This is a genomic window from Gemmata algarum (genome assembly GCF_034097035.1).
GTDB classification, from domain to species: Bacteria; Planctomycetota; Planctomycetia; order Gemmatales; family Gemmataceae; genus Gemmata; species Gemmata algarum.
Genome location: NZ_JAXBLV010000045.1, coordinates 59015 through 77441 on the forward strand (window position 1 = coordinate 59015; position 18427 = coordinate 77441).

General features: G+C 69.8%; 13 protein-coding genes. 9 read left to right on the forward strand and 4 right to left on the reverse strand.

Annotated elements, in window-relative coordinates; all coding sequences use genetic code 11:
• The first annotated feature begins 136 nt into the window (after nt 1-136).
• Both R5W23_RS06000 and R5W23_RS06005 read left to right on the forward strand, forming a co-directional pair.
• Nucleotides 137-2773 (forward strand): DUF1549 and DUF1553 domain-containing protein, encoded by a 2637-nt coding sequence (locus tag R5W23_RS06000; protein ID WP_320685550.1) that lies wholly within the window; start codon nt 137-139, stop codon nt 2771-2773.
• Between the two features lie 393 nt (nt 2774-3166).
• A complete protein-coding gene (locus R5W23_RS06005; protein ID WP_320685551.1) occupies nt 3167-4606 on the forward strand; it encodes a WD40 domain-containing protein in 1440 nt (479 codons plus the stop codon).
• Nucleotides 4607-4963: 357 nt separating this feature from the next.
• Here R5W23_RS06005 and R5W23_RS06010 read toward each other — a convergent pair whose 3' ends face one another.
• Nucleotides 4964-7216 (reverse strand): S9 family peptidase, encoded by a 2253-nt coding sequence (locus tag R5W23_RS06010; protein ID WP_320685552.1) that lies wholly within the window; start codon nt 7214-7216, stop codon nt 4964-4966.
• 582 nt (nt 7217-7798) lie between these two features.
• Here R5W23_RS06010 and R5W23_RS06015 point away from each other — a divergent pair.
• The 5 genes from R5W23_RS06015 to R5W23_RS06035 all read left to right on the forward strand — a co-directional run bounded on the left by R5W23_RS06015 (nt 7799) and on the right by R5W23_RS06035 (nt 11978).
• Nucleotides 7799-8815 (forward strand): tetratricopeptide repeat protein, encoded by a 1017-nt coding sequence (locus R5W23_RS06015; protein WP_320685553.1) that lies wholly within the window; start codon nt 7799-7801, stop codon nt 8813-8815.
• Between the two features lie 67 nt (nt 8816-8882).
• Nucleotides 8883-10508, forward strand: a complete 1626-nt coding sequence (locus R5W23_RS06020; protein ID WP_320685554.1) for a caspase family protein — start codon at nt 8883-8885, stop codon at nt 10506-10508.
• 30 nt (nt 10509-10538) lie between these two features.
• Nucleotides 10539-11018: a hypothetical protein gene (locus R5W23_RS06025; RefSeq protein ID WP_320685555.1), complete on the forward strand. Its 480-nt coding sequence runs from the start codon at nt 10539-10541 to the stop codon at nt 11016-11018.
• 112 nt (nt 11019-11130) lie between these two features.
• The gene (locus R5W23_RS06030; RefSeq protein ID WP_320685556.1) at nt 11131-11472 is read left to right on the forward strand and encodes a hypothetical protein; all 342 of its coding nucleotides are present in this window, start codon (nt 11131-11133) and stop codon (nt 11470-11472) included.
• Nucleotides 11469-11978 carry a hypothetical protein gene (locus R5W23_RS06035; protein WP_320685557.1) on the forward strand — a complete coding sequence of 170 codons (510 nt, stop codon included), beginning with the start codon at nt 11469-11471 and terminating at the stop codon, nt 11976-11978. The genes R5W23_RS06030 and R5W23_RS06035 overlap by 4 nt, the downstream gene beginning before the upstream one ends.
• A gap of 159 nt (nt 11979-12137) precedes the next feature.
• Here the strand turns inward: R5W23_RS06035 and R5W23_RS06040 are convergent, their stop codons facing one another.
• Nucleotides 12138-12824 (reverse strand): nucleotidyltransferase family protein, encoded by a 687-nt coding sequence (locus R5W23_RS06040; RefSeq protein WP_320685558.1) that lies wholly within the window; start codon nt 12822-12824, stop codon nt 12138-12140.
• Nucleotides 12825-13173: 349 nt separating this feature from the next.
• Between R5W23_RS06040 and R5W23_RS06045 the strand changes: the two genes are divergently transcribed.
• On the forward strand, nt 13174-13368 hold the full coding sequence (locus tag R5W23_RS06045; protein ID WP_320685559.1) for a hypothetical protein: 195 nt from the start codon (nt 13174-13176) through the stop codon (nt 13366-13368).
• A 78-nt stretch (nt 13369-13446) separates the two neighbouring features.
• Here R5W23_RS06045 and ppk1 read toward each other — a convergent pair whose 3' ends face one another.
• Nucleotides 13447-15618 carry a polyphosphate kinase 1 gene (gene ppk1, locus R5W23_RS06050; RefSeq protein WP_261187180.1) on the reverse strand — a complete coding sequence of 724 codons (2172 nt, stop codon included), beginning with the start codon at nt 15616-15618 and terminating at the stop codon, nt 13447-13449.
• Nucleotides 15619-16364: 746 nt separating this feature from the next.
• Nucleotides 16365-17399 (reverse strand): HEAT repeat domain-containing protein, encoded by a 1035-nt coding sequence (locus tag R5W23_RS06055; RefSeq protein ID WP_320685560.1) that lies wholly within the window; start codon nt 17397-17399, stop codon nt 16365-16367.
• A 217-nt stretch (nt 17400-17616) separates the two neighbouring features.
• On the opposite strand from R5W23_RS06055, the gene R5W23_RS06060 reads away from it, so the two are divergent.
• Nucleotides 17617-18360: a hypothetical protein gene (locus tag R5W23_RS06060; protein WP_320685561.1), complete on the forward strand. Its 744-nt coding sequence runs from the start codon at nt 17617-17619 to the stop codon at nt 18358-18360.
• Nucleotides 18361-18427: the final 67 nt, after the last annotated feature.

An 18427-nucleotide genomic window follows, 5' to 3' on the forward strand; every position in this document is an offset into this window, starting at 1 on the left:
CACCCCGGAGGGGTCGCCGGACGTAGCACAGGGCGGAAGCCCTGTGCGACATCCACTGTGCGACCAACCGGAATGTCACCCCACCGACTCAACGGCCCGATTCATGCGAGTGGAACCACCCGAGGCAATCCCCGCTATGCGCACGCTTTTGTTCGCCGCCGTCGCACTCCTTTTGCCCGCGGGGGCGGCGCACGCGGCCCCGGCGCTCAAGGTCTTCCCCGCGGCCGTCGAGCTCAAGGGCCAGGACGACCGCCACGCCGTCGTGGTGCAGTTCGTCGATGACGCGGGCGTCACGAAGGACGTTACGGCTACGGCGAAACTGTCGCTGAAAGATGCGGCGGTCGCGGCGCTCGCGCAGGGCACGCTCGCGCCGAAGAAGGACGGGCGCACGACGCTCGTGGCCGAGGCCGGCGGGCTGCGGGCCGAAATCCCGGTGACGGTGTCCGGCGCGGACCAGTCGCGCCCGGTGAGCTTCCGGCTCGACGTGATGCCGGTGTTCATGAAACACGGGTGCAACAACGGGAGCTGCCACGGCGCGGCCCGCGGCAAGGATGGGTTCATGCTGTCGCTGTTCGGGTACGACCCGGCCGGCGATTACCACCGGATCACCCGCGCCATCGTCGGGCGCCGCATCGACCTCGCGGCGCCCGAAAAGAGCCTCTTGCTCGAAAAGTCGGTCGGTGCCGTCGCGCACACCGGCGGCAAGCTCTTCGACACCAACCACGACGACTACAAGACGCTCCTGCGGTGGCTGAAGGCCGGCGCCCCGGACGACGGCGCGAACGTGCCCGAGCCGGTCGGCGTGGAACTGCTGCCCGCGAAGGTGGTGTTCGCCGCCAAGGGGCAGGCGCAAAAGTCGGTGGTGCTCGCCAGGTACTCGGACGGCTCGACGCGCGACGTGACCCGGCTCGCGCTGTACATGGCCAACAACGAGGCGGTCGCGGCGATCGGCAAGGACGGCGCCGTAACCGGCGGCGGGCGCGGCGGGGCGTTCGTGTTCGCCCGGTTCGGGAAGTTCACCGTCGGCGCCGAGGTGATCGTCCTGCCGACCGACGACAAGTTCCGCTGGCCCGACCCGCCCGAGCACAACTACATCGACGCGCTCGTGTTCGACAAGCTCAAGAAGCTGCACCTGGCGCCGTCCGAGCTATGCTCGGACGAGGCGTTCCTGCGCCGCGCGTACCTGGACCTGATCGGGCTACCGCCGGCCCGCGCCGAGTACGACGCGTTCCTCGCGGACAAGGACCCGAAGAAGCGCGCGAAGCTGATCGACGCGCTCCTGGAGCGGCCCGAGTTCGTGGACATGTGGGCGATGAAGTGGGGCGAGCTGCTCCGCGTCCGCGCGAACAACCAGACCCCGCAGTACGGCCGCGACTCGAAGGCGATGTTCTCCTACGCCGCGTGGGTCAAGGAGCAGATGGCGCAGAACCGGCCGCTGAACGAGTTCGCCGCGGACCTGCTCGTCGGGTCCGGCAGCAACTTCAAGTCGCCGCCCGCGAACCTGTACACCGCCGGCGAGCGGCTCACGCCCGAGAAGACGGCCGAGGACATCGCCCAGGTGTTCCTGGGCACCCGCATCCAGTGCGCGCAGTGCCACAACCACCCGTTCGACCGCTGGACGATGGACGACTACTACGGGTTCGCCGCGTTCTTCGCCGGCATGAACTTGAAGCGCGGTACCGAGGGCCGCGAGGTGGTGGTCACGAACAACCCCAGCGCCAATACCACCGCGCACCCGGTGGACGGGCGCCGGATGAAGCCGAAGTTCCTCGGCGGGGCCGCGCCGGACGTGGACGGCCAGGACCCGCGCAAGGCGCTGGCCGCGTGGCTCACCGCCGCGGACAACGCCGCCTTCCGCGAGACGATGGCGAACACCATCTGGGCGCACTTCTTCGGCCGCGGGATCGTCGACCCGGTGGACGACGTGCGCATCAGCAACCCGCCCAGCAACAAGGAGCTGCTCGAGGCGCTGGGCCGGAAGCTGGCGGACGACAAGTTCGACAAGAAGAAGCTGGTGCGCGACATCTGCAACTCGCGCACGTACCAGCTCGCGGCCGCGACCAACCCGACCAACGAGCTGGACGAGATCTACTTCTCGCACGCCTACGTGCGCCGGCTGCGGGCCGAGGTGTTGCTCGACACGGTCACCCGCATCACCGGCACCGAGGACCGGTTCGCGCAGTCCCCGCCGGGCACGCGAGCGGTGCAGATCCACACCGGCGAGGTGACCAACTACTTCCTCACCACGTTCGGCCGCGCGCCGCGCGAGACGCCGTGTTCCTGCGAGGTGAACCGCGAGGCGAACCTGTCGCAGGCGCTGCACCTGATGAACGGCGACACCGTGACCGCGAAGGTGGCGCAGAGCAAATTCTTGCCGGCGCTCCTCGCCGAGAAAAAGGCGCCGGAAGTGGTGATCGAGGAACTGTACATCCGGACGTTGTGTCGGAGGCCGACCGCGACCGAGACGAAGAAGCTGGTCGAGATCGTTCAGCGGGAGACCGCGCCGGCCCGGCTCACCGAACTGGCAGACGCGCAACTGAGAACCGACGCCACCTACCGGCGCGCGGAGGAGCGGCTGAAGGCGCTCCGGGCCGACCTGGCCAAACAACCGAAGGGCTCGAAGGAAGCGGCCGCGCTCGGCAAGCAGGTTGCCGCGCTCGAACAGACCCAGAACGCCGCCCGTGGGCGGCTCGAGGGCGCCGCCGCGCAGACCGTCTACGGCGACATCCTGTGGGGGCTGTTCAACTCCACCGAGTTCACGTTCAACCACTAACGGCGCGAGCCATACCGAACCAGTAGTTTCAAGTTGGTGTAGCAGACCATACACCGGCCTTTGAGTGTGGTCCGCTCACTCCGTGAGCGGTCGCCCCGAGTATCGGATTCGCGTGGCGCGTAACAACCGGGTCTGCAAGCCCGGGCAGCGAATCGGACGCGCGGGCCGACCGCTCACGGAGTGAGCGGACCACACTCCAAAACCAGAACCGCCCTGCGCGAACTGGACACTACCGGATTCAGTAACAGGGCTTCCGCCCTGTGCTACGCCCGCCGGCCCCTCTGGGGCGGGAAACAAGTTAAAAGGCAAAAGTGTAAAGGGAAACGACGGTGCCATCTTTTACCTTTTGACTTTCCTCTTTTGCCTTACATCGCACCCAGCGGTTTACGACCTATGCTCCCGCGCCTCCTCTGCCCGCTCACACTGTCGCTGGTGGCCTTCGGGCTGGCCCACGCGCAGCCGGCGAAGACCGACCCGGCCAAGAAGGCCGACGCCGTGACGTACAAGGATCACGTCCTGCCGGTCCTGCGCAAGCACTGCCTCAACTGCCACAACGCCGACAAGGCGTCGTCCGATCTGGACGTCTCGACGTATCAGGCGCTGATGGCGGGCGGCGCCAGCGGCGAGGCGGTGAAGCCCGGCAACCCGGGGCAGAGCGCGCTCTACCGGGTCACCGCGCACGAGGTCGAGCCGAAGATGCCGCCGAAGGGGCCGAAGATCCCCGACGCCGACCTCGCGGTGCTCAAGAAGTGGATCGAGGGCGGCGCGCCCGAAACCGCCGTCGGGGCCGCCAAGGGCGCGGGCCGGAAGGTCGAGATCGACCCGGTCGCGCTCACGAAAGGCAAGCCCGCCGGGCCGCCGCCGATGCCGGCCCTGCTGCCCGCGGTGAAGCTCGCCAAGACCGACCGGGCGCACCCGGTCACCGCGCTGGCGACCAGCCCGTGGGCGCCGCTGGCGGCGGTCGCGGGGCACGAGCGGGTTCTGCTGTACAACACCGACACGCTGAAGCTGATCGGTACGCTACCGTTCCCCGAGCGGGTGCCGCACGTGCTGCGGTTCAGCCGGAACGGGAAGTGGCTGCTGGCCGGCGGCGGGCGCGGCGCCGCGCAGGGGCGGGTGGTGATCTGGGACGCGTCCACCGGCAAGCGGGTCACCGAGATCGGCGACGAGGCCGACGTTGTGCTCGCGGCGGATGTCAGCCCGGATCACAAGTTCGTCGCCCTCGGCGGCCCCGGGAAACTGGTCAAGGTGTACGACGTCGCGACCGGGGCGCTGAAGCACAAGATCAAGAAGCACACCGACTGGGTGACCGCGATCGAGTTCAGCCCGGACGGCGAACTGCTCGCGAGCGGCGACCGGAACGGCGGCGCGTTCGTGTGGGAGGCCGCGACCGGGGGCATCGTGTTCACGCTCGGCGACCACAAGGACGCCGTCACCGGGCTAAGCTGGCGCGCGGACTCGCAGATGCTCGCGTCGGGCAGCGAGGACGGCAAGGTGATCCTGTGGTTCGCCGAGGACGGGTTCCCGACGCGGACGATCACCGCGCAGGCGGACGCGAAGGCGCCCGCGCGGAACAAGACGCCCGGGGTGCTGGCGGTGGGTTACGCCCGCACCGGGCAGTTGGTCACCTGCGGGCGCGACAACACCGCCCGCGTGTGGAAGGCCGACGGCACCCAGGTCGCGCGGCTGGAGGGGTTCACCGACGTGCCGTCGAAGGCGGTGTTCTCGCACGACGGCGAGCGGGTGCTGGTCGGCGACTTCACCGGCAAAGTGCGGGTGTGGGACCTGAAGGACAAGAAGCCCGCCGGCGAGCTGACGACCAACCCGGACTGACGCCGAACCGGGCTCGCGAAAGCGACCCACCCCCAGCTCCCTCCCGTCCACCGGCCCGGTCAGCGGAGCTTCCGTGGGTCGGCGGGACGGGAGGGGTGGCGCCGGGTGCGTGTGATCCCGGAGCGGCTCGGGCGCGCGGAGCAGACCCACCCCCAGCCCCCTCCCTGCAGGGAGGGGGAGAAAGCACTTTGGAACCGCGTGGCAAACCGGGCGTGCGGTGCGTTTCGTCTTCCTCCCCCTCCCTGAAGGGAGGGGGCCGGGGGGTGGGTCCGCTCCGCGCACCAATTCGCGTACCCGTACCTTCTTTCTCCCCCTCCCTGAAGGGAGGGGGCCGGGGGGTAGGTTGCCTTTCTCCCTTCAGGGCTTCGGGCCGGCGGGCAGGTTGTCGTTCAGGTACTTCGTGAGCAGCCCGTACAGGTGCCGGCTCGTGTTCTTGCCCTCGTTGATCGAGTGGCTCCGGTTCGGGTACGCCATCATCGCGAACGGCTTGTTCAGCTCGATCAGCTTGTCCGCGAGCTTCTCCGTGCCCTGGTAGTGAACGTTGTCGTCGCCGGTGCCGTGAACGATCAGCAGGTTCCCCTTCAGCCCGGCCGCGTGCGTGATCGGCGAGCCCTGCTTGTAGTCCTCGGCGTTGTCCTGCGGCAGCCCCATGTACCGCTCCTGGTAGATCGTGTCGTACAGCCGCATGTCGGGCACCGGCGCGACGGACATGCCGGTCCGGTACAGATCGGGGTGGCGGAACATCTGGTTCAGCGTCATCGACCCGCCGCCGCTCCAGCCCCACACGCCCACCCGCGACCCGTCGAGGTACGGGCGCTGCTTGAGCAGGTCGCGCACGGCCGCGGCCTGATCCGCCGAGGCGGTCACGCCGATCTTCCGGTACACCGATTTGCGCCAGTCGCGGCCGCGCGGGCACGGCGTCCCGCGGTTGTCCACGCACGCCACCGCGTACCCCTGCTGGGTCAGCATGAGGTGCCACAGGTGCTGCCGGCCGCCCCACCGGTCCGTCACCAACTGGCCCGCCGGCTCGCCGTACACGTGGAACAGGACGGGGTACTTCTTGGCCGGGTCGAAGTTGGCGGGCTTCATGAGCCAGCCGTCCAGCTTCACCTCGCCGCCGACATCGGCCCGGAAGAACTCCGGCGGCGTTTGCTTCAGCTTCGCCACGGTTTCGCGCAGCTTGTCGTTGGCCGCCAACACGCGAACAACCTTGTGGTCCGGAAGGGAAATCAGTTCCACCCGCGGCGGCTTCCCGAAGGTGGAGTAGGTGTGGACCGCCAGCGCGCCGCCGGGCGCGAGGTCGTAATCGTGCCAGCCCGGCTGGTCCGCGGGCGTGACCCGTACCGGCGCGCCGGTGCCGTCGAGCGCGCATTTGTAGAGGTAGTGCTGGGTCGGGTTGTCCGGCGACGCGAGGAAGTAGACGCTCCCGGCCTTCTCATCGATGCTCAGCACACGGATCACATCGAACTCGCCGCTCGTGACCTTGCGCACGGACTTGCCGTCGCGCGACGCGAGGTACAGGTGCCGCCACCCGTCCCGCTCGCTCACCCAGGTGAACGCCGCCCCCTTTTCCACCCACTCGCCCGCGTCGTCGTGGACATCGACCCACGCGCCGTCGCGCTCGGTCAGGAGCGCCCGCACCTGCCCCGTCCGGGCGTCGGCGAGCAGCACGTCCACCGCGTTCTGGAGCCGGTTCACCCGCTGGACGACCAGTTCGGTCGCGTTGCCGGCCCACTCCATGCGCGGGATGTAGAAGTCGGTCCGGGTGTCGCCGGGCACGTCGAGCCACTTCGTCGGGCCGCCGGCCGCGGGCACCACGCCGACCCGGCACGCGGAGTTGCGCTCGCCGGTCTTGGGGTACGCGAACGTCTTGAGCGCCGGGTACACGGCGGTCGTGTTGTCGATCATCGTGAACGCCTTCACGCCCCGGGTGTCGAGCTGCCAGTACGCGACCGATTTCCCGTCCGGGCTCCAGCGCCACCCGTCGCGGCAGTAGAACTCCTCCTCATACACCCAGTCGAAGGTGCCGTTGATGACCTGCTCCGTGCCATCCGCCGTGAGCGGCGTGGCCGCGCCGCCCGCCGCCGGCTCCGCGTAAATGTTGTTGTCGCGCACGTACCCAACGCGCGTCCCGTCGGGCGACATCTTCGCGAACATGAGCGTGGACGGCTTCGCGTCGCCGCCGAGCTTCGCGAGCTTCCCGGTCGAGCGCCGGAACGTCCAGTAGTCGCCGCGGGTGTTCTGCCGCCACACCTTCACCGAGTTGGTGAAGATCAGCACGAGGTCGAGGTCCTTCGAGAGGTCGTAGCCGTGGACCGCGAGCGGCTCCTTCGCACCCGGCGGGATCAGCTTCTCGGCCGCGACCAGCACTTCCGCTTTTCCCGCCGCGTCGACGCGGGCGAGGTCGCTCGCGCCCTTGTGGGTTTTGGAGGGCTGAAGGGTGGTGTACGCGCCGCCGTCGAGCCACTTCACGCCGGGCACCGGGTCGCCGCGGAAGTCGTCCGAAGCGAACAGCCGATCGAGCGTCAGCGCCGTCGGATCGATCGGCTGTGACTGGGCGGCAGCCGGAGCGGCCAGAAGGAAAAGAAGTAACAGGCTGCGAGGAAACATCGCTCACTCCGCGGTGAAAACGATTTCAGCCTGCATGCGGGCCTTGCTTCGGGCAAGCACGATCAGGAAGAATAGGGCGACTTTACCGGATCTGCGGCCCGCACAACCGGACCCCGTCGTCGGAACCGGGAAACACACACGAGAGAAAGTCATGATCCGGCCCCTGCTCGCAGTTCTCGTCGGCGCGGCGCTCGTGGCCCCGCACTCGCGCAGGACATCGACGCGTTCGCGGGCAAGCGGGTCGTGTTCCTGGGCGACAGCATCACACAGGCCGGTGGGTATGTCTGAGTGTGCTCAAGGATCGTGGGCGGCAAATTAAGTTGACCGTAGCTTGGTGCTTGACCGTGTGCCGCTTCTTCTTCCCCGAGTCGTACCGCTGCCCAAGGGGAGAGGGGTCTTCGTAGCCCGCCCCGTTACACACACAGAACGGCCCTGATTGGCATCACCGGGCGGGAGCCCGGTGGCGTCCCCGGGTGGCGGGTGCCTCGGCGCGTGCATACAGAAACCTGTGAACAACGGCGGGGCCGCCCGTTTTGTTCCCACACTCCCCACGTTCTCCACAACTTGCGGGCGAGACCGGTTATGGTGTTTGCGGATCCCCCGTCGGCCGCGCTGCAACAGGCCCTGCTGTTACTCGCCGAGGGCAAGAGCGGTGACGCCGAGACGGCGGTGAAGAAGGCCGCGCAGTCGGCGAAGGCGAAGCACGGGTCCGGGTCGCCGCCGCTCGCCGCCGCCTACGCCGACATCGCCCGGCTGCACCTGAAGATGGGCCAGTACGGGAAAGCGGCGGTCGAGTTCCAGCACGCGTGCAAGGCGCCGCTCCCGGCCGATGACGCGGGCCGGCAGGCGCGGCTCGGGTTCATGTTCGGGTTCGCCGAGGCCCTGGTCGCGCTGGGCCGGTTCGAGGAAGCCGAGAAGGTCCACCGGCAGTGCGGCGCGTTCGCGCGAAACCTGTTCGGCGCGAACGCGCCACGGACCATCGCGACCAACGTCCCGCTGGCCGACGGGCTCTTGAAGGCGGGCAAGGCGGACGAGGCGCTCGCTGCCGCTCAGGAGGCTTACGACGCGCTCTGGCACCTCGGCGACGCGCTCATCGCGTTCGCGGTCCCGGTGCGGGCCGAAGCGCTGAAGGCCGCGGGCCGGGCCGACAACCCGTTCGCCGACCTCGCCGACCTGCCCGACGAGTTGACCCACCAAGCCGTTGCCGGGGTGCTGGCACGGGCCGCGAGCGGCGACCCGGTTCACGTTCGCGCGGTGCTGGCCGACCTGCTCGCGTTCGCGGACCAGAGGTACGGCGACGGCCACGCCGTCATGTGTGACGTGCTGGCCGCGGTCGCGCACCACGAGGCCCGTCAGGGCGACCGCGCCGACGGGACCGTGCGCCGGGCCGCCGTGCGCCGGGCCGTGTGGGCGTTCGTGGTGCGCCGGCTCCCGGGCGGGCTGCTGGCGAACCTCGAGATCGGGTTCGAGCCGAACGGCACGATCCACCTCGTGCCGCACGTGTCCCGCGAGCCCAGCGTCCGCGAGGCCGAGCAGCTCGACGCCGTTCTGACCGAGGCCATCGACGACCTGTACTCGCGCCCCGCGCTGCCGGCGTGACGGTCGGCCCGGTCGTCGCACCGCCCGGCGGTCGCAATCGAAGAACGCCGTCTCCACTGAGGTGCCCATGCGACCGGTTCTTTCCTTCGCGGCGGTCCTCGGCCTCGCGGCGCTCGCGGGCGCGCAAGACCCCAAGGGACCCGCCCCGCGGCGGCTCCTGTTCATCCAGGCGAGCGGGTACCTGTACGTGAACCCGCTCACCGCCGCGCCGGACGGGGCCGGCCCGCCGCGCGCCGCCGAGCGGTTCGCCGCCGCCCTCCGCGTTCCCGTCGCAAAGGGGAACAACCAGCTTTTCGTCCTGACCGACACGTCCGCCGCCAGCCCGCACCCGACCCGGGCCGCCGTCGCGACCGCACTCGATCGCTTCTGCGCCACGACGCGCGAACAGGACCGCGCCGTGATCGTCTTCAGCGGCCACGCCATCGAACGGGCCGGCGGCCCGTTCTTCGTCCCGCTCGACGGCGACCCGGACGCGCCGGCGACGCTCGTTCCGGTCGCGGACGTGTACGCCCGGCTCGACAAGCTGAAGGCGGCGCAGAAAGTCGTGATCTGGGACGTGTGCCGGCACAACCCGGACCGGGTGCGCGGGCGCCGCGACGGCGGCCCGATGTCCGAGGGCCTGTTCAAGGCGCTGACGGCAGTACCGGCAGGGGTTCAGGTGCTGGTAAGCTGCTCGCCGGGCGAGCGCGGGCTGGAGTACGTTCCGAGTGGGCTGCAAACGGGTAGCGCGTACCTCGACGCGCTACGCCGGGCCGCCGCGGACGAGTTCGCGCAACTCGGCCCGGCCGACCCTATCCCGGTGGATGCCTGGAACCAGGGCGCCGCAAAGACGGTCGTGGCTGGGGCGGTGGCGACGGGTGCGCGCGGCGCGAAGCAAACACCGGCCGCGGTCGGGACTGCGCCCAAGGCGCCGGCGCCGTTCGACCCGAAGGCGGCACCGGCCCGGCGCGCCGACCTGCCCGAGCCGCCGAAGCCACCGACGGCCGATGTGAAAGCCGTGCTCGACGAACTCGCGCTGCCGCCGCTGTTCGAGGCCGACCGGTCGCAGGTGGGAGCGGTGCCGTTCGCCCCGGACGCGCTGAAGGGCACCGCGCCGGACGTGTCAGTCGAAGAGGTGCTCAAGGCCGCCGAAAAGTACCCGTTGCGGGCGGCGGTGCTTCGCTCGCTCCAGGCGGTGCGCGAGGTGTGGCCGCGGGGCGGGAAGGAAGCGAAGGGCGTGACCCCGCTCGCCGCCCCGGTCGCGGAGCGTACCAAGAAGACGATCAGCGACGCCCAACAGCCGCTGGCCGAGGCGGTGCTGAGGTTGGAGGCCGAACTGGAAGCGCTGCGGGCGGTGGAGGGGCACCGGGCGAAGGAGACGCGGCGGTGGCAGGCGCACTACGACCTCACCCTGGCGGAGGTGCGGCTGCGGGTGGTGGTGCTGAACGAGTACAACCTGCTGCTGGCGCGGGTGCGAACGGAGACGTTGCCGGACTTGGCCCCCGGGGCACCGGGGTGGCGGCTGACGGCCGGCGACAAGCTCACGTCGCGCAAGGAGATGAAAGACCTACTGGTGGCCGCACAGGAAGGGTTCGAGAAGGTGGCGGCCGACCACAAGGGGACGCCGTGGGAGGTGCTGGCGCGGCGGTCGCGGGCCACCGTGCCCGGGCTGCGCTGGGAACCGCTCCCGGCCCCGAAAGCAACGGATCAGTAAACGCTGTCGCCGGAAGGTAAGGAGCGGGGTATGAACCCGGCGTGGCGAACGGGTACGGTGGTGGCGCTGTGCCGGCGGATGCTGGACGCGCGGGAGTTCGACGCGCTGCCGATCCTGGCCGATGCGCTTCAGGACGCCGGGTGTACGGACCCGGAACTACTCACCTCGTGCCAGGACGGGACGCTGAGCCGGGCGCGGGCCGAGCGGTTGGTGAACCTGGTCTACTCGGACAAGACCGCGGCCGCGGTGCGCTGGCTCGAGCAGTTCGTCCGCGACATCGATCACTGTGACGCCGAGGGCAATCCGGCCGACACCTACGAGAGCGTCGTCGAGATCGGCCGCACCGGGCTCGATCAGGGGCACATCACGTTCGTGTCCATCGAAGGCGCCCACTTCTTTTGGCAGAGCGACAACAACCGGCGGGCCTTCTTCCGCAACTGGTCGCTCGTCACCGGCGTGGCGGTTCCGGACGACCAGCAGGCGCGCATCACGTTCAGTTGCACCTGCTGATCGCGCGGCCGTTCCAGGCTCGCAGGGCCTGCCGCGCACATTGCGACCGGCCCGCGGCTCCGGTAACTTACTCACCACTCACGCCACGAGCGACCGGACCCGCGGAGGGGACATGACTTTGCCGATCGGCCGACTGATCGACGGCGACGAGGGCCGCGACGCGGTCCACGTCGCCATCGCGCCCACGACGGCCCCGTGCGAGTTGCGGCCGGGCCAGCACGTTGACCCGCGCGGGAACCCGGAAGGACCGGGCGTCGTGCCGGTGGGGATCGTTGACCCGTTCCTGCGCGAACCGGTCCCCGCCGGCCGGCGGTTCTGGCTGTTCCTGTACCCCAACACCGTAACCACCCTGCGGCACGAGTGGTCGCACCCGGCGTACCCCACCAATTCCCCCGCCGAAGTGAACCAGGCAATTCGGGACTATCTCACCCAGAGAAAGAGGGCGCAGGTATGAACCCGGCGTGGCGAACGGGTACGGTGCTGGCGCTGTGCCGGCGGATGCTGGACGCGCGCGAGTTCGACGCGCTGCCGATCCTGGCGGACGCGCTCCAGGACGCCGGGTGTACGGACCCCGAGGTGCTGGCGCAATGCCAGGACGGGGCGCTGAGCCGGGCGCGGGCCGAGCGGCTGGTGAACTTGGTCTACTCGGATGAGACCGCCGCTGCGGTGCGCTGGCTCGAGCAGTTCGTCCGCGACATCAACTACCACGACTACAAGGACGAGAACGACGAGGTCGGCGCGCCGAGCGACACCGACCCGCACACCTACGAGTACGCCATTGAGGTCGGGCGGAGCGGCCTCGAAGAGGGGCACATGTCCTTCGGCTCCGACGCCGGGGCCGACTTCTTCCGAGAGGGTGGCGATAACATGCGGACGTTCTTCCGCAACTGGTCGCTCGTCACCGGTGTACCGGTTTCGGACGAGGACCAGGGCGACATTAGCGTCAGTTGCGCCTGCTGATGGTTTTGGTGTTGAGTGTGGTCCGCTCGCTCCGCGAGCGGTTACGAAGCCGCGCGAGTTGTAACACCCAAAGCAGTTCGGCGCTCGAAGTACCGCTCGCGGAGCGAGCGGGCCACACTCAACACCCGGCCGCACAACCGGAAGCAACTCCGTTCGGAGTCATCGGGCCGGCGTCACATCGGCAGTCTGCGCCGCGTTCCACTGCTCCACGTTGCCGATCGGGAACCAGTAGTCCGCCGCGACCACGTGGAAGCCCCCGGCCGCCGCGAGCTGGCTCACCGCGTCCGTGATCTCGTACTCGCCCCGCGGCGACAGCGGCAGCGTCAGGTCGAACACCCGGCGCGGGAACACGTAGCCGCCGATGTTCGCCAACTGCGGCGGGGCCAACCCCTCGGGCTTCTCTTCGATGTGGTGCAGCGTACCGTCGGGGTTGCGGAACAGGATCCCGTAGTCCTTCGGGGTGCCCACCGGGTGCGCGAGAATGCCCATCGGCACTTGCGCGAGCTTCGCCAGGTCGGCGCGGCCGATGAGATCGTCCCCGTTGAGCACCATCACCCGATCCGATTGCACGGCCCCCTTGCAGCTCATGAGTGCGTCCCCGGTGCCGCGGGGCTCGGTCTGCCGGACGGTCGCCCAGTTCTTCACGTGCGGCTGCCTCGCGAGGTACTCCTCGATCTGCTCGCCCAGGTAGTTGACGACCACCACCAGCCGGTCGACGGGCGGCAGCGCGCCGATGATCCAGTCGAGGATGGGGCGGCCCTGAACGGGCAGCAGAGGCTTGGGAACCGTCTCGGTGTGCGGGCGCAGGCGCGTGCCTTTTCCGGCGGCGAGGATGATGGCGTCCAAGCGGTTCGGTGCCTCCGAGGTCGAGATGCCGGGCGTCTGGGCGGCGCGTCCGCTTCCCCCGACACAGCTAGTCTAGGCGAGCGGAGATGAGAAACCGCGCGGTTCGGCGGAAACGAGTGAACCCGGGCAACGCGGCGCGTCGATACGATTGGCGTCGGGTGCGGTGGCGGCGGAGTCCGACGCCCACCCGGCCGCCAGTGGTTCGCGCACGGAAGCGGGCCGTTGGTGCGTTCACCCTCCCGTGCTGCCGTCGGGTCTGAGCGCCGGGCGACCGGCGCCCACCCCGACGGCGGCCGTGGGGCGGACAACTCTTCGCAAATAAAAATACGCCTACGGACGGGCTGACCTCATGCGCCGATATCTCGCGCAACTGTCTGTTATTACCGCGCTGGCGGCCGGGCTCGGCTGCCAGCACATCGGGGGCAAGTGCGACTGCGGGTACAGCCCGAGCGACTACCCGATCATGGCCCCGACCAACCCGCACGCCTCGGCCCCGGTCGTCGCGCCGGCCAAGCCCGCCGCGCCGAAGACCGGCAACGAGTGAGTGCGGCAGAACTCGCTACCAAGGTAGACGGGCTCACCGCCGAGAGGTTCCTCTCTCGGCGGTGAGCCCGTCTACCTTTTACCGCCGTTTCGTGCGGCGGGTCGGCTTGGGCGTGGCGGGCGCGGTGGGCGGGGACGGGGGGGGCACGTTCGCCTGTTCCAGGAACCGCAACTGGCTCCGCGCTGCGGGCTGCCCCTCCGGCGGCACGACCCGCCGGTAGCGCCCGTCGGGCAGCAGCTCGCGGGCCTTCGTCGTGTCGGCCAGCGTCGTGCGCAGGATGTCGATGACCCGCTGCTTCAGGTCCGCCTGCTCGATCGGGAACACCACCTCCACCCGGCGGCTCAGGTTGCGGTCCATCCAGTCCGCGCTGCCCACGAACACTTCCTGTTCGCCGCCGTTCTCGAAGTAAAAGATCCGGCTGTGTTCCAGGAACCGGTCCACCACGGAAATCACCCGCACGTTCTCGCTCACCCCCGGGATCCCCGGGCGCAGCGAGCAGATCCCGCGGCACGCGATCTCGATCCGCACGCCCGCCTGGCTCGCCCGGTACAGCGCCTTCACCACCGCCGGCTCCAGGATGCCGTTCACCTTCACCATCAGGCCCGCCGGCTTCCCGGCCTTCTGGTTCGCGGCCTCGCGGTCGATCTTCTCGATCATCTGCGTTTGCAGCCGCAGCGGCGCCACCAGCAGCTTCCGCATGGGCGGCAGCGTGGTGCTGGCCGTGAGGTGGTTGAACAGCAGGGTCGCGTCCTCGGCGATCTCCGGGTTGCAGGTGAACAGCCCCAGGTCCGTGTACACTCGGGCGGTCTGCGGGTTGTAGTTCCCGCTCCCCAGGTGGACGTACCGGCGGATCGAGTGGTCCTCGTCGCGGCGCACCACCAGCGACACCTTGCAGTGCGTTTTGAGGCCCACGAACCCGAACACCACGTGGACCCCGGACTTCTCCAGCTCCCGCGCCCACAGGATGTTGCGCTCCTCGTCCATGCGGGCCTTCAGCTCGACCACCGCGGTCACCTGCTTGCCGCGGTCGGCGGCCCGCTGGAGCGCGCGCACGATGGGCGAGTCGCTGCTGGTGCGGTAGAGCGTCTGCTTGATGGCCAGCACCCGGTCGTCGGCCGCGGCGGCCTCGATGAACTCCACCACCGGGGCGAACGACTCGAACGGGTGGAACACGAGCACGTCCCGGCCGCGGATCACCGACCACGGGTTGGTGGCCTGGGCGAACGCGGGCACCGCGGCGGGGGTGAACGGCGGGTCGCGCAGGTCGGCGAACCCGGGCACCCCGTGGATCTGGAACAGCCCGGTGAGGTCCAGCGGGCCGGGCGTCGGGCACACGTCGTCGGGGTTCAGGTTCAGCCCGTCGGTGAGGAACGTGAGCATGTCGGGCGGCGCGCCGGCGTCGATCTCCAGCCGCACCGGGTGCCCGCGGCGCCGCGCCCGCACGTGCGCCTCGATCTCCTCAAGCAGGTCGTCCACCTCGTCGTCCAGCTCGTACTCGCTGTCGCGGGTCACGCGGAAGGCGACCGCGAGCACGCTCTCCAGTCCGGGGAACAGTTCCGCCAGGTGCAGCCGGATCGCGTCCTCCAGGGGCAGGAAGGCGTGTGTCACGAGCGGGGCGGGCGGCGCCGGGTCGCCGGTCGCCGCCTTTCCGTTGCCGGCTCCGGGCAGGGCCACGAACCGCGGGAGTACGCTGGGCACCTGAACCACGGCGTACACCGGGTCCGCGTCTTTGGGCCGGTGCAACCGCACGGCGAGGTTGAGCGATTTGTTGTGCAGGTGCGGGAACGGGTGCGCCGGGTCGGTGGAGAGCGGCGTGAGGACCGGGAAGATCTCGCGGGTAAACAGGTCGCGGATGTGCGCCCGGTCGGTGTCGGAGAGCTGGTCGGTGGCGCGCACCACGATCCCGCGGGCGGCGAGCGCGGGCAGCACCTCCTGGTGCAGCACCCGGTACTGCTCGGCGACCAGCTCGCGGGTGGTGGCGCGGACCTGCTCCAGTTGCGCGCGCGGGGACATCTGGTCGGCCCCGGACCCGACCGGTAGGTTCGCCTGCACCTTCTGCTGGATGCCGCCCACCCGGACCATGTAGAACTCGTCCAGGTTGGAGCTGAAGATGGCCAGGAACTTGAGCCGCTCCAGCATGGGCACGGTCGGGTCCTGGGCCTCCTCGAGCACCCGGCGGTTGAACTCGAGCCAGCTCAGGTCGCGGTTGGTGTAGAGGGTCGGGTCGTCGAGGTTGACGGGGGCTTGCACGACACCAGCTCCATTCGACGGGGCGGACGAAAGAGGTCAGTACGGCGGTCCGGGGCCTGCGGGCCGCCCGGCACCCCCGGGCGCCGGGCACCCGGCTCGCTTGCGCGGGCGGTCCGGCGCGCGCGTTCGCCGATCGGGTTCACTCCCGGTCCCAGCCTCGTTCCCCAGCGCACGGTGAGGCGTGCCGAACTCGGGAATGTGAAAACCCCACCGTATCTCGGCTTGCGCCGCGGTACGGTGGGGCCGGAACAGAGAAGAGGCAGAGCTCTGGCAACATATTGTCCGGGCATCCGGCATCTGTCAACACCAACCACGCAAAAAATGTCGGCTCGACGGCTCCGAATCGGCAACGAATGGGAGTTGCCCCTCCTGAACCGGGCGATCATGCACTGCCACGTAGTCTGGGTGTTGTTCGGACCGCAAGCGGTACGTTGCAGGATTATGGGCAACTGCGCCACGGCTCTCGAAAGGAATGTCCTCCCCCCCTCAAGGTGTCACTCGGACCGTAACTCGTGGCCCCGCCATTTGATCCAGCAACGGGGCACGTCCGCGACGTGTAACTCCGGTAGCCGGAGGCGGTAATCACCGTTGACCGGCCGGACCATACGATCTGCTACTAACAAATCGCCGAACGCTTCAGAACTTCCGGTCCGAAGTCCGTTCGTCGAAAGTCGCGAAGTCACAAATCCGCTGGGGGAAAAGTCTTGTGACTTTATGGCTTGCTGACCTGACGACTTCTGACCGGATCACGGTCCGCCCGCAGGCGCTACGCCCTCCGGCCGGTCCGGCGGCAGCGTGCGGTAGTAGTCGACAACCGACCGCACCGTCGGGTGCGGGTCCGCGTCCGCCACCCGGCCCACCCAGGTCGGCACCGGCAGCTTCCGCCCGCGCCCCAGCTCGACCATCACCCGGGCCGCGCCGGCGCGCACCGCCGGTTCCGGGTCGCGACTCAGCCGGTCGAGCCACTGCTCCGGGTCGGCCACGTCGTGGTCGTAACGCAGGTCCAAGAGCAGCTTCAGTCGCTCGGTGGCGTCCGGGTGCGTGAGCCGCCGGCCGAGCGTGATCTCCACGTCCGTGCGGTCGCGGTTTACCAGGGCGTCGTGGCACACCCGGCGCACGCCCGGGTCCGGGTCGTGGAGCCACTTGAACAGTTCTTCGTCGCGCAGCACCGGCTCGCCGTCCGCCGAACCGGCGACCGCGAACAGGCTCGCGCTCCGCACCGCCGGCTCCGGCGACGCGAGCAGCGGCGTCACCTCCGCCCGCAGCCGGATCTCGGGGTGGATCGCGATCTTCACCGCCGTCAGTTGTACGTCCGGTTCCGGCGCCTTCAGGCACTCCGCGACGATCGCCCGGCACCGGTCGGCGTAAGCCCCGCCGGTGCGGTTCAGAACCGTCGGCACGAGCCGCAGCACCCCCGCCTTCCCCTCCGGACCGCAGGACGGGTACGCCTCGATCACCGCCGCGCAGATGGTCACCGCCCGCGTGTCGCCGTCGGGCAGCGCGCTCAGGTGCCGGTCGAGCGCCCCGACCGCGGCGGCGCGTGCCGGTTCGTTGCCCGTCTTCACGCACTCGACGAGCCGCCCGAACCCCGGGGCGCCGTAGGTCACGAGGGCATCGGCCCACTGGTCGCGCTCCGGGTCCGTGCCGACCGTGCGGAGCTGCTGGGCCGCGTACCGCGCGCGGATCACCGAGGCGTTGAACGCGGCCCACACCCCGACGACCGTCAGGGCGGTCAGCACCAGCCCGGCGGCGCGAACGGTCCACTTCTTCGGGGGCGTCATGGCTCTGGCTCCTCCAACTGCGCGCGACTGTGGGGCGCGCCGGCAGACTGCGCGCGCCGCGGAGGGTACCCCGGCCCGCGGCAACCGGGCAAGAGCAACCGGCCCTGGTAACCGGAATTACTGATGCCGCGGCCCCGCGGCGCTCGATCTTGAGTCGGGCCGCAGGCCGCGGTTCCGCGCGAACCGCCATTTCCGGGCGTCACGGACGAAGGTGCCCATGAACCGAACTGCCAAAGCGTTCAGTGTGTTGCTCGGCGGGCTCGCCGGCGGTGCGGCGTGCGCCGAACCGCCGGCGATGCCGGCCGCGGTCCCCGGCGCCGCCCCCGCCGCGCCGGCGCTGCCCAACACCGCCGGGCCGGTGCGGGTCCGGCTCGCCGACGTGGTCCACGCGGACTACCGCGACGCCGTCATGAGCGTCGTGAACAAGCCGACCGTCTCCACCAAGGCCACCGCCCCGGACCTGATCTGCACGGCCACCATGTACGAGTGGCTGTTCGACCACCCGGACCGGGTGGCGCTGGCGTGGCAGCGGCTGAAGGTGCCGGCGGTGCCGATCACCGACGCCGGCAACGGGCTGTTCTCGTGGACCGACGAGCACGGCAGCGAGGTGGTGTGGCGCACGGTCGGCACGTTCCGGGACGGGCGCGTGTGGTACGCCACCGGGAAGGTGAAGCCCGGCCCCGCCACGCCGTCCGTCCCGGTGAAGGCGGTCGCGGTGCTGTCGCACCCGCAGAAGGCGGCGAAGGACGGGGTGGCGTCGTTCAGCACCAGCGTGCAACTCTTCCTGGTGAGCGACAGCCGGGCCGCGAACCTCGCGCTGCGGCTCCTGGGGCCGGCCGCCCCGAGGGTGGCCGAGCAGGGCGCCGAACAGTTCCTGGAGTTCTTCAACGGCGTCGCGAACTACGTGCAGAAGAACCCCACCAAGGCCGACGCGCTGCTGGCCCCGCCCGGGAAAAAATAGCGCCGCGTCGTAATCGCGTGAAATCTCCTCTTTTCGAGTTGAACTGAGTAATACGCCCGTTATCTTG